Here is a 13,021-nt window from a genome sequence, read left to right as displayed (position 1 = left end):
GACGCCATGACAAGCCAGCACGTTCCCAAGACCGCCGCCTCCGAGTTCATCGAGATCGCCAAGACGGTGGCCGCCGCCCTGCTGCTCGCCCTGGTGCTGCGGGTCATCTTCTTCCAGCCCTTCACGATCCCCTCGGAGTCCATGCAGCCCGCCCTGCTGAAGGGCGACTACATCATCGTCTCCAAGTACGACTATGGCTGGAGCGCCCACTCCATCCCGTTCAGCCCGCCGCTGTTCCGGGGACGGATCCTGGGCAAGGCGCCTCAACGCGGCGATGTGGTGGTCTTTCACCTGCCTCGCGACAAGAGCGTCACTTACATCAAGCGGCTGATCGGCCTGCCCGGCGACCGCATCCGGGTGGCGGGCGGCCAGGTCTTCGTCAACGGCAGGGCCACCCCGCGCCGGCCGCTGGGCATGATCGAGGACCCCGGCGCTCCGTGGGTGCGGGTGATGCAGTACGCCGAGCCCAAGCCGAACGGCCGCAGCTACGTCACCTTCGATCGCGAGCCCGGCCACCCGGGCGATGACACCGAGGTCTTCGTGGTGCCGCGGGGCCATTACTTCACGATGGGCGACAACCGCGACAACTCCCTGGACAGCCGCTGGCCGCAGGAGCTGGGGGTGGGCTACGTCCCGGCGCAGAACCTGGTGGGCAAGGCGCGCTTCATCATGCTGTCGTGGAAGGGCGGGGCCTCGATCTTCAAGCCCTGGACCTGGGTGATGCGGTTCGACGCGAGCCGCGCCTTCCACCGCCTGGACTAGCGGGCGGCGTACTCGGCGCGGCTGAGGACGCCGTCATGGTCGGCGTCGATGCGGTCGAACTGTGCGGCGCCCAGGCTGGGCCGGGCCAGCGAGGGCAGGGCCGCGGCGCCCACCGCCGCGGCGATGGCGGCGCCGACGACAAGACGCAGACCCTTGCGGGGGGAACGGGGCTTGGCCGGCGCCTCGAGCTGCTGGTCGATGAAGGCGCGCAGGGCCTCGCTGGCCGAGCGGCCGTCGGCGCGGCAGCGGGCCATGAAGGCCTCCTTGGTGGGATAGGGAATCCGAATCTCCAGGGATTCGCTTTTCTTCAGTCGTCCGGGCTCGGTCATGGTGGTCTCAGAAGCTGGCGCGACGCCAGCCAAGCCTATGTCGCGCCCGTGTGACAGGAAAAAGGTGTCCGGACAGCGGAAAACCCGCGCCGAAACAGGCAGATGGGGCGGAACAGGCGGGCCCTGCCGGTGTTGGTCGAGGGACTCTCTCCTATCGGATCCGTGCCATGGCGCTGCTGTCTATCCTTCGGCTTCTCACCTCCCTGCTCTCCCTCGCCGTCCTGGTGACCAGCGGCTATCTGCTGTGGAGCTGGTACGACGCCCCCTGGCTCCTCGACGCCCAGGGCGACATCTATCGCGCCCGGGAAGCCTGGCGGCTCTGGACCGGACTTGGCCTGCTGGCCTGGTCCTCCCTCGGTCGCTTCCTGGTCCTGCCCCTGCTCACCCACCGCGACACCCGGCCCAGCCGCGCGGTCCGCTCTGACGGCAAGGTCACGCCAGGCGCCACGGGCGCCGAGCTCTATGTGGAGACCCATGGCCCGGCCGGCGCGCCGGCCATCCTGTTCACCCACGGCTGGGGCATGGACAGCACCTTCTGGAACTACGCCAAGCAGGACCTCTCCGACCGTTTCCGGGTGATCGCCTGGGACCTGCCGGGGCTGGGCAAGTCGCGCTTGGCCGCCAACCGGCAGGTCTGCCTGCCCGACTTCGCCGCCGACCTGGGCGGGCTGCTGCGCGCGACCCCGGGAGGCCCCGTGGTCCTGGTGGGGCACAGCATCGGCGGCATGACCATTCAGACCCTGGTCCGCGACCATCCCGAGCTGCTGAACCGGGTGGCCGGCGTGGTGCTGCTGAACACCACCTATACCAACCCGCTGAAGACCATGGTTTTCAGCGGCCTGCTCCGCGCGCTGCAGAAGCCAGTGCTGGAACCGGCCATGCACCTGGCCAAGTGGTTGCACCCCCTGGTCTGGCTGAGCGCCTGGCAGAGCTATCTCAGCGGCTCGGCGCACATGGCCAACCGCCTGGGGTTCGGCGACTTCGTCACCGCCAGCCAGCTGGAGCACGTCACCCTGCTGGTCACCCGCAACCCGCCCTCGGTGCAGATGAAGGGCAACCTAGCCATGCTGAACTGGGACGCCACCGGCGCCCTGGCCCGCTGCACCGTGCCGATCCTGGTGATCGGCGGCGACAAGGACATCATCACCAAGCTGGAGGCCAGCGGCGTGATGTCGGGGGAGAACCCCCGCGCCCAGCTGAAGGTGGTGGAGGACGTCAACCACCTGGGCCCCATGGAGCGGGCCGACCTGTACAACGACATGATCGCGGAATTCGCCCTTTCGGTGCAGCCGAGCGCCACCCGCGACCTTGGCGCCGGCGTCCGCGCCGCGGCTCCGGACGCTTCGCAAGCCTGGCCGGAACCGGCGGACCTACGCCCGGGCTTGGCCCACTAGCCGCCGGCCGCCAGGATCGCCGCCAGGCCCTCACGGTACGTCGGGTAGCGCGGCAGCCAGCCCAGTTCGGCCTTGGCGAGCGCATTGGAGACCCGCTTGGTCTCGGCGTAAAATCGCCGCGCCGAGGGGGTGAGGGCCTCTAGGTCGAGGGTTTCCTCAGGTGGCGGCGCGATGCCCAGCAGCTTGGCGGCGTGCGCCACCACCTGGCTGTTGGGGGCTGGTTCGTCGTCGCAGAGATTGTAGATTCCGCCGGCGCGGGGGCGGGCGATGGAGGCCTCCAGCCCGGCCGCCAGGTCATCCACATGGATGCGGCTGAACACCTGGCCGGGCGCTGACACGCGGCGTGCGCGGCCCTCCCGCAAGCGGTCGAAGGCTGAACGGCCGGGGCCGTAGATGCCGGGAAGGCGGTGGATGGTGACGGTCAGGCCCATGCCCCGGCCCACCTCGAGCCAGTCGCGCTCGGCGCCGACCCGGCGGGCGCCCTCGGTGGACTGGGCGGCCAGGCGGCTGTCCTCGAACACCCAGCCCCCGCGCCGATCGCCATAGACCCCGGTGGTGGAGAGGTAGCCGATCCAGTCGGGGAAGGCGCCGGCTCGGGCCATGGGGCGCACCAGGGCCGGCAGGGCAGGGCAGCCATGGTCGGTCGGCGGGGCGGTGATCAGGATGGCCTGGGCCGCCCTCATCTGGGCGGCGATGGCGTCGGGGTCGGCCACCGGGACGGGCTCGATCCCCTCGGCAGCCAGGCGTTCCGACCCGCCATGGTCGCGGAACGTCGCCGCCACGGTCCAGCCTTGCGGCATGAGGCGTTTCGCCAAGGCGCGGGCGGAAAAGCCGTAACCAAAGACGAAGAGGCGCAAGGCTCAGGTCTCCTAGAGCAGAGCCTGGATGGCGGCGCGGGCCGCATCGGCGAACTCGGGCCGGCGCAGGGCGAAGGCGACATTGGCCCGCAACAGGCCGATCTTGTCGCCGCAGTCGTAGGTGACGCCGTCATATTCCAGGGCGTGGAAGGTCTGGGTCTTCATCAGCTGCACCATGCCGTCGGTGAGCTGGATCTCGCCGCCGGCCCCCTTGCCCTGGCGCTCCAGCAGCTCGAAGATTTCCGGCTGCAGGATGTAGCGGCCGGAGATGAACAGGTTCGAGGGCTCGGTCCCAGGGGCCGGCTTCTCCACCATGCCGGTCATGCGGTTCAGCCGCCCGTCCTGGCCGTCGAGGGCCACGATCCCGTACTTGTGGGCCTCGCCCTCGGGGCAGGGCTCCACGGCGATGATGTTCCCGCCCACCTGCTCGTAGGACGCCACGGCCTGGGCCAGGGCCGGGACCTCGGCGGCCATCAGCATGTCGGGCAGCATGACGGCGAAGGGCTCGTCGCCGATGATGTGGCGGGCGCACCAGACGGCGTGGCCGAGGCCGAGGGGCGCCATCTGGCGCACGAAGCTCATGCCGCCGGGACGCGGCAGGTCGGCGCGGACCTCGGCGAGGATGTCGGTCTTGCCCTTGGCTTCCAGCGCCCCTTCGATCTCGGGATTGGAGTCGAAATAGTCCTCGATGGCGCCCTGGCCGCGACCGGTGACGAAGACGATGTGCTCGATCCCCGCGGCGCGCGCTTCCTCCACCACATAGGAGAGGATCGGGCGGTCGAAGATGTTCAGCATGTTCTTCGGCGTGGTCTTGGCGCCGGGAAGCACCCGGGTCCCCAGACCCGCCACGGGAAGCACAGCCTTGCGCACAGGTTTCGTCATGCAGTCCTCCGTCGGCCTTTGCCTAGAGGACCCAACGCACGAAATCCATTACCGCCTTGTGACGAACCGCCGCGACGCGTCGTTTGCGCGCCCGCTACTCGACGGTGACCGACTTGGCGAGGTTGCGGGGCTGGTCGACGTCGGCGCCCTTCTGGACGGCCACATGATAGGCCAGCAGCTGGATAGGAGCGGAAAACACCAGGGGCGCCACCAGGGGATCGCAGGTGGGAACGACGATCACCTTCACCCCGGCCGGCGCGTTCTGCGCGCCCTCCGCGTCGGTGAACAGGATGATCGGCCCGCCGCGCGCCATCACCTCGCTCATGTTGGACATGGTCTTTTCGTAAAGCGCGTCGCTGGGGGCGATGACGATCACCGGTGTGGCCTCGTCGATCAGGGCGATGGGGCCGTGCTTCAGCTCGCCGGCGGCGTAGCCCTCGGCATGGATGTAGCTGATCTCCTTCAGCTTCAGCGCGCCTTCCAGGGCCAGGGCCGACATGGCACCACGGCCGAAATAGAGCACGTCGCGGGCCTTGGCGAGGTCGGGCGCCAGGGCGCGGATGGCGTCCTCCACGGCGATGGACTGGGCGATCAGGCGCGGCGCCTCCAGCAGCAGCCTGGAGAGGCGCGCCTCCTCGGCGGCGTCGAACATGCCGCGCGCCGCGCCGGCGGCGATGGCGAGCGCGGTCAGCGCCGCGACCTGGCTGGTGAAGGCCTTGGTCGAGGCCACCCCGATCTCGGGACCCGCATGGGTGGGGAACAGCACGTCGGCCTCGCGGGCCATGGTGGACTCGTGGACATTGACCACGGCGGCGGTCTGCAGGCCCTGGCCCTTGCACCAGCGCAGGGCGGCCAGCGTATCGGCGGTCTCGCCCGACTGGGAGACGACGATGGCCAGCGTGCCCGGCGTCACCGGCGGCTCGCGGTAGCGGAACTCCGAGGCCACCTCGACATCGACAGGGATGCGGGCCAGGCGCTCGAACAGGTAGCGGCTGATCAGGCCGGCATAGAAGGCCGTGCCGCAGGCGATGATCTGGATGCGGTCGACCTTGGCGAAGTCCACGCCGCCGGGCGCCGTGGCCTTGCCGCTGACCGGGTCGAGATAGGCCGAGAGGGTGTGCTGGCAGGCGTCGGGCTGGTCATGGATCTCCTTTTCCATGAAGTGCCGGTAGTTGCCGCGCTCCACCAGGGCCGCGGACGGGGAGACGACACGCATCTCGCGGGTCACGGCCTGGCCGAGCTCGTTGAAGATCGAGGCTGAGCTGTGGTCGATGGCGACATAGTCGCCCTCTTCCAGATAGGCGATGCGGGTGGTGAAGGGGCCGACCGCCAGGGCGTCTGAGCCCAGGAACATCTCTCCCGAACCGTAGCCCACCACCAGCGGGCTGCCGCGCCGCGCGCCCAGGATCAGGTCCTCGCGGCCCTCGATCAGGACGGCGATGGCGTAGGCGCCGTGCAGGCGGTCCAGGGTGGCCTTCAGGGCGGCCAGGGGTTCCAGGCCGGCAGCGAGGTTGGTGTCCAGCAGGTGGGCGATGACCTCGGTGTCGGTCTGGCTCTCGAAGCTGCGGCCCTTGGCCTCCAGTTCGCGGCGCAGCTCGGCGAAGTTCTCGATGATGCCGTTGTGGACCAGCGTCACCTTGCCCGCTTGGTGCGGGTGGGCGTTGGCCTCGGTGGGCGCGCCATGGGTGGCCCAGCGGGTATGGCCGATGCCGACCATGGCCTTCAGGGGTTGGGCGGCCAGCACGTCCTCAAGGGCGCGGATCTTGCCCTTGGCGCGGCGGCGCTCGACCTTGCCGCCGACGACGCCGGCGATGCCCGCGGAGTCATAGCCGCGGTACTCCAGCCGCTTCAGACTCTCCAGAAGACGATCCTGAACCGGGGCCGTCCCGACAATACCGATGATGCCGCACATGGACCCGAGGTTCCTTTTGTCAAACGAAGGCGCAATAATCTTTGAAAGCCCACGCCGCCTTTAGCATTCGCAAACGCGGCGTCGACTAAATCTCAGTTTCGTATCGTTTCGAGAGCTGCCTCCTGATGACAAAACGCGCCTATTTCGGAACTGACGGCATTCGCGGTCAGGCCAATAGCCACCCGATGACCGCCGAGGTGGCGCTACGCGTCGGGCTGGCCGCGGGCAAGTTGTTCATGTCGCAGGACGATCGCCGTCACATGGTGGTGATCGGCAAGGACACCCGGCTCTCGGGCTACATGGTGGAGCCTGCCCTGGTGGCCGGGTTCGCCAGCGTGGGCATGGACGTGCGCCTGCTGGGGCCGATGCCGACCCCGGGCGTGGCCATGATGACCCGCTCCCTTCGGGCCGACCTTGGCGTGATGATCTCGGCCTCTCACAACGCCTTCATCGACAACGGCATCAAGCTGTTCGGCCCCGACGGCTACAAGCTGTCGGACGCGCGTGAGCTGGAGATCGAGGCCCTGATGGACCAGCCCCTGGCCGAGGGCCTGGCGGCGCCCACGGCGCTGGGCCGGGTGTCGCGGGTGGACGACAGCCAGGCGCGCTATGTGGAGATCGCCAAGGCCACCTTCCCGCGCCGCATGAGCCTGGCGGGCCTGCGGGTGGTGATCGATTGCGCCCATGGCGCAGCCTATAAGGTGGCGCCGGTGGTGCTGTACGAACTGGGCGCCGAGGTCATCAAGATCGGGGTCGATCCGAACGGCACCAATATCAACGAGGAATGCGGCTCCACCCATCCTGAGGCCATGGTCCGGGCGGTGCGCGAGTATCGCGCCGATATCGGCATCGCCCTGGATGGCGACGCGGACCGCCTGCTGATCTGCGACGAGAAGGGCCACGTTGTCGATGGCGACCAGATCATGGCCCTGATCGCCGACAACTGGGCCAAGCGCGACCGCCTGAGCGGCGGCGGGGTGGTGGCCACGGTGATGTCGAACCTTGGCCTGGAGCGCTTCCTGGCGGCGCGGGACCTGAAGCTGGAACGCACCGCGGTGGGCGATCGGGCGGTGATGGTGCGCATGCGCGAGGGCGGCTTCAACCTGGGGGGCGAGCAGTCGGGCCATATGATCCTGTCGGACTTCTCCACCACGGGCGACGGCCTTCTGGCGGCGCTGCAGGTGCTGGCGGTGCTGAAACTGGCCGACAAGCCGATGAGCGAACTGGCCCACCAGTTCGAGCCGGTGCCCCAGCGCCTGGAGAACGTGCGTTTCGCCGGCGGCAAGCCGCTGGAGGACGAGCAGGTCAAGAAGGTGTTGGCCGCCGCGGAGGTGCGCCTGGCGGGCACGGGGCGCCTGGTGGTCCGCGCCTCGGGCACCGAGCCCCTGATCCGGGTCATGGCCGAGGCCGACGACGAGAAGCTGGTCCGCGACGTCATCAAGGACATCGTCGGCGCGGTGAAGAAGGCCGCGGCCTGAGTTCCGGCCCGGTCTGCAACTGCGCAGAACGAACCTGCTACACGCCTATTTGAAGGCCCGCGCCCCGCGGCAAGCTGAACAAAGGGTTTCCCAGGCTGTTCAACTCCGAGAATTCATGTCAGCTTCGTAATGTTGGGGCCGCTCGACCGGCCCCGGCAGGAAAAGAAGACAGTCCTTGGGAGGACACATGCAGCGTAGTCCCGTTATCGCGGGCGCGACGCGAGGGCCGATCCGGGCGACCAGCTCGATCGCCAGCCTCGCCTTCGTCGCGCTCCTCGCCGTCGCCTTCTGGGCCGGTGCGCTCTGGATCGGAACGGTACTCTTCAACCTGCTGAGCTAGACGCCGCAGGTTCACCCGATCCTTGCCGCGACGCCCGGCGAGCGTCGCTCGCCCTGAGCTACGCGCGCCCGATGGAGGCGTACTTGAAGCCCCGCGAGCGAATGTCCTCGGGCTTATAGATATTGCGCAGGTCCACCAGAGTCGGGGTCTTCATCAGGCCCTTGATGCGATCCAGGTCCAGCGCCCGGAACTGATCCCATTCGGTGATGATCACCAGGACGTCGGCGCCGGTCGCCGCCTCGTAGGCGTCGGACTTGAAGTCCACATCCTTCAGCATGTGCTTGGCCTCTTCCCCCTCGGGGTCATAGGCCTGAACCTTGGCGCCGAGGGCCTGCAGGGCCGGGAGGATGTCGAGGGCGGGGGCGTCGCGCATGTCGTCGGTGTTGGGCTTGAAGGTCAGGCCCAGGACCCCGACGGTCTTGCCGGTCAGGTCGCCGTCGAGGGCCTTGGCGACCTTGCCGGACATGGCCTTCTTGCGGGCGTCGTTGATCTCCACCGTGGTCTCGATCAGCCGCACGGGGCTGCCGGCGTCGGTGGCGGTGCGCACCAGGGCCAGGGTGTCCTTCGGGAAGCAGGAGCCGCCATAGCCAGGGCCTGCGTTGAGGAACTTGCCGCCGATCCGCTTATCGAGGCCGATGCCCTTGGCCACCTGCTGCACGTCGGCGCCCAGCGCCTCGCAGAGGTCGGCGATCTCGTTGATGTAGGTGATCTTCAGGGCCAGGAAGGCGTTGGCCGCGTACTTGATCAGCTCGCTGGTGCGGCGGCTGGTGAAGACGATGGGGGTCTCGTTCAGATAGAGCGGGCGGTAGAGCTCGGTCATAACCGGCCGGGCGCGCTCGTCCTCCAGACCCACCACCACGCGGTCGGGACGCTTGAAGTCCTCGATGGCCGCGCCTTCGCGCAGGAACTCCGGATTGGAGACCACGGCGAACTGGGCGTCGGGGCGCTTGGCCTTGATGATGCGCTCGATCTCGTCGCCGGTGCCGACCGGCACGGTGGACTTGGTGACGATCACGGTGAAGCCGTCCAGCAGGCCGGCGATCTCCTCGGCGGCGGCGTAGACATAGGAAAGGTCGGCATGGCCGTCGCCGCGGCGCGAGGGCGTGCCCACGGCGATGAACACCGCGTCGGCCTTGGCCACCGCCTCGGCGGCCTCGGTGTCGAAGGACAGACGGCCGGCCTTGACGTTCTGGGCCACCAGCACGTCGAGACCCGGCTCGTAGATCGGGATGCCGCCAGCCTTCAGGCGCTCGATCTTGCCGGCATCCTTGTCGATGCAGATGACGTCATGGCCGAAGTCGGCGAAGCAGGCCCCACTCACCAGGCCTACATAGCCGGTGCCAATCATCGTAACGTGCATCATCTACCCCCGAGTTCGTGCTGGCCCTGCGTCAGGCCGGTACATCTTTTTGCAGCGCAGCAAAAGTGGCGCCGTGCGATCAGACTTCCTGGTTGTAGGCGCCGACCTCAGGCCGCTTGGCGAGGCGCGGCTTCACCTCTTCGCGGAACAGGGCGCGCATGTCGGCGTCCGACTGGGTGCTCTCCACCACCACCACGATCTCTGGCTTGTTGGAGGAGGCCCGCACCAGGACCCATGAACCGTCCTCCAGCGCCACGCGGACGCCGTTGACGGTGATCACCTCGACGATCTTCCGGCCCAGGATCGTGCCCCCGGCCTTGGCCAGGGCCTCGTACTCGGCCACCACGTCGTCCACCACCCCGTACTTCACCTCGTCGCCGCAGTGGGGGGACATGGTCAGCGAGGTGTAGGCGATCGGCAGGGCGTCCTTCAGCTGCGAGAGCTTCTTGCCCGGATTGCGGTCCATCATCGCCAGGATGGCGGCGGCGGCGGTCAGGCCGCAGTCATAGCCGCGCCCCAGGGGATCATTGAAGAAGAAGTGGCCGCTCTTCTCGAAGCCGGCCAGGGCGCCCAGTTCGGCGGTCTTGCGCTTGATGTAGGAGTGGCCGGTCTTCCAATAGACGGTCTTGGCGCCGTTGGCGGCCAGGACCGGGTCGGTGGCGTAGAGGCCCGTGGACTTCACGTCGACCACGAAGGTGGCGTTCTGGTGCAGGACCGACAGGTCGCGGGCCAGCATCAGGCCGATCTTGTCGGCGAAGATCTCCTCGCCGGTGTCGTCCACCACGCCGCAGCGGTCGCCGTCGCCGTCGAAGCCCAGGGCCAGGTCGGCGCCGTGCTGGCGCACCGCCTTGGCCATCTCTTGCAGCATCTCGTGGTCTTCAGGATTGGGATTGTAGCGCGGGAAGGTCCAGTCGAGCTCGCAGTCCATCTCGATGACCTCGACCCCCATGCGGCGCAGGGCGTCGGGGGCGAAGGCGCCGGCGGTCCCGTTGCCGCAGGCGCAGACCACCTTCAGCGGCCGCTTCACGGCCACCCGGCGAACGATGTCGGCGACGTAGCGTTCCGGCACGCCAGTGACGTGGGTCAGGGAGCCGCCCGGGCGCATCTGGCTCAGGCCCCCCAGGACGATTTCCTTCAGCCGGCCCATCTCGACCGGGCCGAAGGTCAGGGGCCGCTGGGCGCCCATCTTCACCCCAGTCCAGCCGTTCTCATTGTGGCTGGCGGTGACCATGGCCACGCAGGGGGCGTCCTGGTCGAACTGGGCGAAATAGGCGATGGGCGACAGGGCCAGGCCGATGTCCAGAACCTCGCAGCCCGCGGCCAGCAGGCCGACGGTGAGGGCTTGCTTCACGGAAATTGAATAGGACCGGAAGTCGTGGCCGATGACGATCTTTGTCTGGCCCAGTTCCTGGATATAGGTCCCGAGACCCAGGCCCAGGGCCTCGATGCCCAACAGGTTGATGTCAGGCCCAAGCAGCCAACGCGCGTCGTATTCCCTGAAACCCGTGGCCTTCACGAGTGGATAGATTTCGTAGTCCAGGGTGTTGGGAACGAGGTCGGCGCGCGGAACGGGATGCATCAGGACTCCATCGATGTGTTCGATCAGGCTTCTTAGGGGTCTTGAGGCCTTAAGACCATGCGAACGCATGCCTTGGACTTATGTTTCGTGACGATTGCTACACGCCCGCGCGCACCAGGTCGTGAACCCGCAAGATCCCGACCGGTTTTTCGCCCTCGACCACGAACAACACGGTGACCATCGGCAGGGGATCGCTCATCAGGGCCAGGGCCTCGCCGGCCAGCATGCCCGGGGGCGCGGTCTTCTTGGGGCCAGGCGTCATGACCTCGCCGGCGGTGTGGCCCATCAGGCCGTCGATGTGGCGGCGAAGGTCGCCGTCGGTGATCACGCCGCGGAGCGCGCCGTCCGGACCGGTGACGCCGACGATGCCGAAGGCCTTCTCCGTCATCACCAGCAGGGTCTGGGCCATGGGGGTGTCGAGGGAGACCAATGGCAGTTCGGCTGCGCCGTGCATCAGGTCGCCGACGGTCTGCAGCATGGCCCCCAGCTTGCCGCCGGGGTGGAAGGTCTTGAAGTCACGAGCGGTGAAGCCTCGCCGTTCAAGAAGCGCGACGGCCAGGGCGTCGCCGAGCGCGATCTGCAGGGTGGTTGACGTGGTGGGCGCCTTGACCTCGGCGGTGGCCTCGGCGGCGTCGGCCAGCTGCAGGACTACATCGGCCGCCTTGCCCAGCGCGCTCTGGGGGTCGGCGGTTAGCGCGATCAGGGGGATATGGAAGCGGCGCGAATAGGCCAGGACATCAGCCAGTTCCTTCACCTCGCCCGACTTCGACAGGCAGAGCACCACGTCGCCCTCGGCGATCATGCCCAGGTCGCCGTGACTGGCCTCATTGGCGTGAACGAAAAAGGCCGGCGCGCCGGTGGAGGCGAAGGTGGCGGCGATCTTGCGCGCCACGTGGCCGGATTTCCCGATGCCGGAACAGACGATCTTGCCCTTGGCGGCGTAGAGTATGTCCACGGCCTTGGCGAAGGCCGCGCCCAGGCCGTCAGCCTGATGGGTCAGGGCGTCAGCCTCGGCGGCCAGCACTCGCCGGCCCACGGCCACGGCGTCGAATTCGGTCATTGGGTCGGGGATATGGCTTGGCTCTGCAGGTCGGAGACCGCCTGCCGGGCCTGATTGACGCGCCTGTTGGCCGCTTCGGTCTCCCGCTGCATCGCCGCCTGCACCGCCGGTGTCCGCTGGGTGGGCGTGCGCCCGAAGACGCCCGGCGAGCGGTCGCCAAGGCCCTGGGGCCAGACAAGGGCCAGGGCCACCATCACAAGGGCGGCCAGGGCGATGGCGGGGAAGAACAGGCGGTCACGCATGGTCAAGCCGATATAGCGGCTCCAATCGCCTCGGGCCAGCGAACCCTTGACCTCACCGGCTGCGCACCCTAGCCCGCAGGCCTCGCTCGCGAATGGAGGTTTCCCAGTGCCCACCCTGATCCTGCTGCGCCATGGCCAGAGCCGCTGGAACCTGGAAGACCGTTTCACCGGCTGGGTGGACGTGGACCTGACGCCCGAGGGCGAAGCCCAGGCGACCAAGGGCGGGGAATTGATCAAGGCCGCCGGCATCCAGATCGACCGCGCCTTCACCTCGGTCCTGACACGCGCCATCCGTACCTGCTGGCTGGCCCTGACGGCGGCGGGCCAGGTCTATGTTCCGGAAACCAAGGACTGGCGGCTGAACGAGCGCCACTACGGCGGACTGACCGGCCTGAACAAGGCCGAGACCGCCAAGAAGCACGGGGACGATCAGGTCAAGGTGTGGCGGCGTTCCTATGACGTGCCGCCGCCGCCGCTGGCGCCCGGCGGGGAGTTCGATTTCGCAGGCGACCGCCGTTATGCCGGCGCGACCCTGCCCGACACAGAGAGCCTGAAGACCACCCTGGACCGCGTCGCCCCCTACTGGGCCGCCGAGATCGCGCCGAAGCTGGCGGCCGGCGAGACCCTCCTGGTGGCGGCCCACGGCAATTCCCTGCGCGCCATCGTCAAGCTGCTCTACGGCCTCAGCGACACCGCCATCATCGATGTGGAGATCCCTACCGGCAACCCGCTGCTGATCGAGCTGGACGCCGCCCTGAAGCCTGTTTCCGCGCGGTATCTGGACGAGGCCCGCGCCACCAAACTGCCGACCTACGGCGCTTAAAAG

13 protein-coding genes are annotated in these 13,021 nt (G+C 68.3%); 5 read left to right on the top strand and 8 right to left on the bottom strand.

The features are described 5' to 3' along the window. Positions 1 to 6: 6 nt before the first annotated feature. Positions 7 to 762, top strand: a complete 756-nt coding sequence (gene lepB, locus Q8N10_RS15070) for a signal peptidase I (protein WP_304781196.1) — start codon at positions 7 to 9, stop codon at positions 760 to 762. On the opposite strand, the gene Q8N10_RS15065 is transcribed toward lepB, so the two are convergent. Further along, positions 759 to 1,091, bottom strand: coding sequence for a hypothetical protein (locus tag Q8N10_RS15065; RefSeq protein WP_304781044.1), 333 nt, complete (start codon positions 1,089 to 1,091; stop codon positions 759 to 761). The two genes, lepB and Q8N10_RS15065, sit on opposite strands and share 4 nt — an antisense overlap. Before the next feature lie 167 nt (positions 1,092 to 1,258). On the opposite strand from Q8N10_RS15065, the gene Q8N10_RS15060 reads away from it, so the two are divergent. Continuing rightward, positions 1,259 to 2,485 carry an alpha/beta fold hydrolase gene (locus Q8N10_RS15060; protein ID WP_304781041.1) on the top strand — a complete coding sequence of 409 codons (1,227 nt, stop codon included), beginning with the start codon at positions 1,259 to 1,261 and terminating at the stop codon, positions 2,483 to 2,485. Here the strand turns inward: Q8N10_RS15060 and Q8N10_RS15055 are convergent. The 3 genes from Q8N10_RS15055 to glmS form a co-directional block, all read right to left on the bottom strand. Further along, entirely contained in the window at positions 2,482 to 3,342 is an 861-nt protein-coding gene (locus Q8N10_RS15055; protein ID WP_304781038.1) for an SDR family oxidoreductase, read from the bottom strand. The genes Q8N10_RS15060 and Q8N10_RS15055 overlap by 4 nt on opposite strands. Before the next feature lie 12 nt (positions 3,343 to 3,354). After that, the gene (locus Q8N10_RS15050; RefSeq protein ID WP_304781035.1) at positions 3,355 to 4,224 is read right to left on the bottom strand and encodes a UTP--glucose-1-phosphate uridylyltransferase; all 870 of its coding nucleotides are present in this window, start codon (positions 4,222 to 4,224) and stop codon (positions 3,355 to 3,357) included. A gap of 94 nt (positions 4,225 to 4,318) precedes the next feature. Then, positions 4,319 to 6,136 (bottom strand): glutamine--fructose-6-phosphate transaminase (isomerizing), encoded by a 1,818-nt coding sequence (gene glmS, locus Q8N10_RS15045; RefSeq protein WP_304781032.1) that lies wholly within the window; start codon positions 6,134 to 6,136, stop codon positions 4,319 to 4,321. A 125-nt stretch (positions 6,137 to 6,261) separates the two neighbouring features. Here glmS and glmM point away from each other — a divergent pair, with 125 nt between their 5' ends. Together glmM and Q8N10_RS15035 are read left to right on the top strand one after the other, a co-directional pair. Further along, a complete protein-coding gene (gene glmM, locus Q8N10_RS15040; protein WP_304781028.1) occupies positions 6,262 to 7,614 on the top strand; it encodes a phosphoglucosamine mutase in 1,353 nt (450 codons plus the stop codon). A gap of 187 nt (positions 7,615 to 7,801) precedes the next feature. Continuing rightward, entirely contained in the window at positions 7,802 to 7,954 is a 153-nt protein-coding gene (locus tag Q8N10_RS15035; RefSeq protein WP_304781025.1) for a hypothetical protein, read from the top strand. A 58-nt stretch (positions 7,955 to 8,012) separates the two neighbouring features. On the opposite strand, the gene Q8N10_RS15030 is transcribed toward Q8N10_RS15035, so the two are convergent. From Q8N10_RS15030 to Q8N10_RS15015, 4 genes are all read right to left on the bottom strand, one after another. Beyond that, positions 8,013 to 9,314 (bottom strand): UDP-glucose/GDP-mannose dehydrogenase family protein, encoded by a 1,302-nt coding sequence (locus Q8N10_RS15030; RefSeq protein WP_304781022.1) that lies wholly within the window; start codon positions 9,312 to 9,314, stop codon positions 8,013 to 8,015. 79 nt (positions 9,315 to 9,393) lie between these two features. Then, complete coding sequence (locus tag Q8N10_RS15025; protein WP_304781020.1) at positions 9,394 to 10,893, bottom strand: phosphomannomutase/phosphoglucomutase; 1,500 nt, start codon at positions 10,891 to 10,893, stop codon at positions 9,394 to 9,396. A 97-nt stretch (positions 10,894 to 10,990) separates the two neighbouring features. Further along, complete coding sequence (locus Q8N10_RS15020; protein WP_304781017.1) at positions 10,991 to 11,953, bottom strand: SIS domain-containing protein; 963 nt, start codon at positions 11,951 to 11,953, stop codon at positions 10,991 to 10,993. Beyond that, positions 11,950 to 12,195: a hypothetical protein gene (locus Q8N10_RS15015; RefSeq protein WP_304781192.1), complete on the bottom strand. Its 246-nt coding sequence runs from the start codon at positions 12,193 to 12,195 to the stop codon at positions 11,950 to 11,952. Before Q8N10_RS15015 ends, Q8N10_RS15020 begins: the two co-directional genes overlap by 4 nt. Positions 12,196 to 12,301: 106 nt before the next feature. On the opposite strand from Q8N10_RS15015, the gene gpmA reads away from it, so the two are divergent. After that, positions 12,302 to 13,018, top strand: coding sequence for a 2,3-diphosphoglycerate-dependent phosphoglycerate mutase (gene gpmA / locus Q8N10_RS15010; protein ID WP_304781015.1), 717 nt, complete (start codon positions 12,302 to 12,304; stop codon positions 13,016 to 13,018). The last annotated feature ends 3 nt before the right edge of the window (positions 13,019 to 13,021 follow it).

This window comes from Phenylobacterium sp. (assembly GCF_030693625.1).
Lineage (GTDB): Bacteria > Pseudomonadota > Alphaproteobacteria > Caulobacterales > Caulobacteraceae > Phenylobacterium > Phenylobacterium ferrooxidans.
This window is presented reverse-complemented; position numbering and strand designations above follow the sequence as displayed.

Coding starts and splice junctions, on each gene's coding strand:
- lepB (WP_304781196.1), top strand. CDS start 7: ATGACAAGCCAGCACGTTCCCAAGACCGCCGCCTCCGAGTTCATCGAG.
- Q8N10_RS15065 (WP_304781044.1), bottom strand. CDS start 1,091: ATGACCGAGCCCGGACGACTGAAGAAAAGCGAATCCCTGGAGATTCGG.
- Q8N10_RS15060 (WP_304781041.1), top strand. CDS start 1,259: ATGGCGCTGCTGTCTATCCTTCGGCTTCTCACCTCCCTGCTCTCCCTC.
- Q8N10_RS15050 (WP_304781035.1), bottom strand. CDS start 4,224: ATGACGAAACCTGTGCGCAAGGCTGTGCTTCCCGTGGCGGGTCTGGGG.
- glmS (WP_304781032.1), bottom strand. CDS start 6,136: ATGTGCGGCATCATCGGTATTGTCGGGACGGCCCCGGTTCAGGATCGT.
- glmM (WP_304781028.1), top strand. CDS start 6,262: ATGACAAAACGCGCCTATTTCGGAACTGACGGCATTCGCGGTCAGGCC.
- Q8N10_RS15035 (WP_304781025.1), top strand. CDS start 7,802: ATGCAGCGTAGTCCCGTTATCGCGGGCGCGACGCGAGGGCCGATCCGG.
- Q8N10_RS15030 (WP_304781022.1), bottom strand. CDS start 9,314: ATGCACGTTACGATGATTGGCACCGGCTATGTAGGCCTGGTGAGTGGG.
- Q8N10_RS15025 (WP_304781020.1), bottom strand. CDS start 10,893: ATGCATCCCGTTCCGCGCGCCGACCTCGTTCCCAACACCCTGGACTAC.
- Q8N10_RS15020 (WP_304781017.1), bottom strand. CDS start 11,953: ATGACCGAATTCGACGCCGTGGCCGTGGGCCGGCGAGTGCTGGCCGCC.
- Q8N10_RS15015 (WP_304781192.1), bottom strand. CDS start 12,195: ATGCGTGACCGCCTGTTCTTCCCCGCCATCGCCCTGGCCGCCCTTGTG.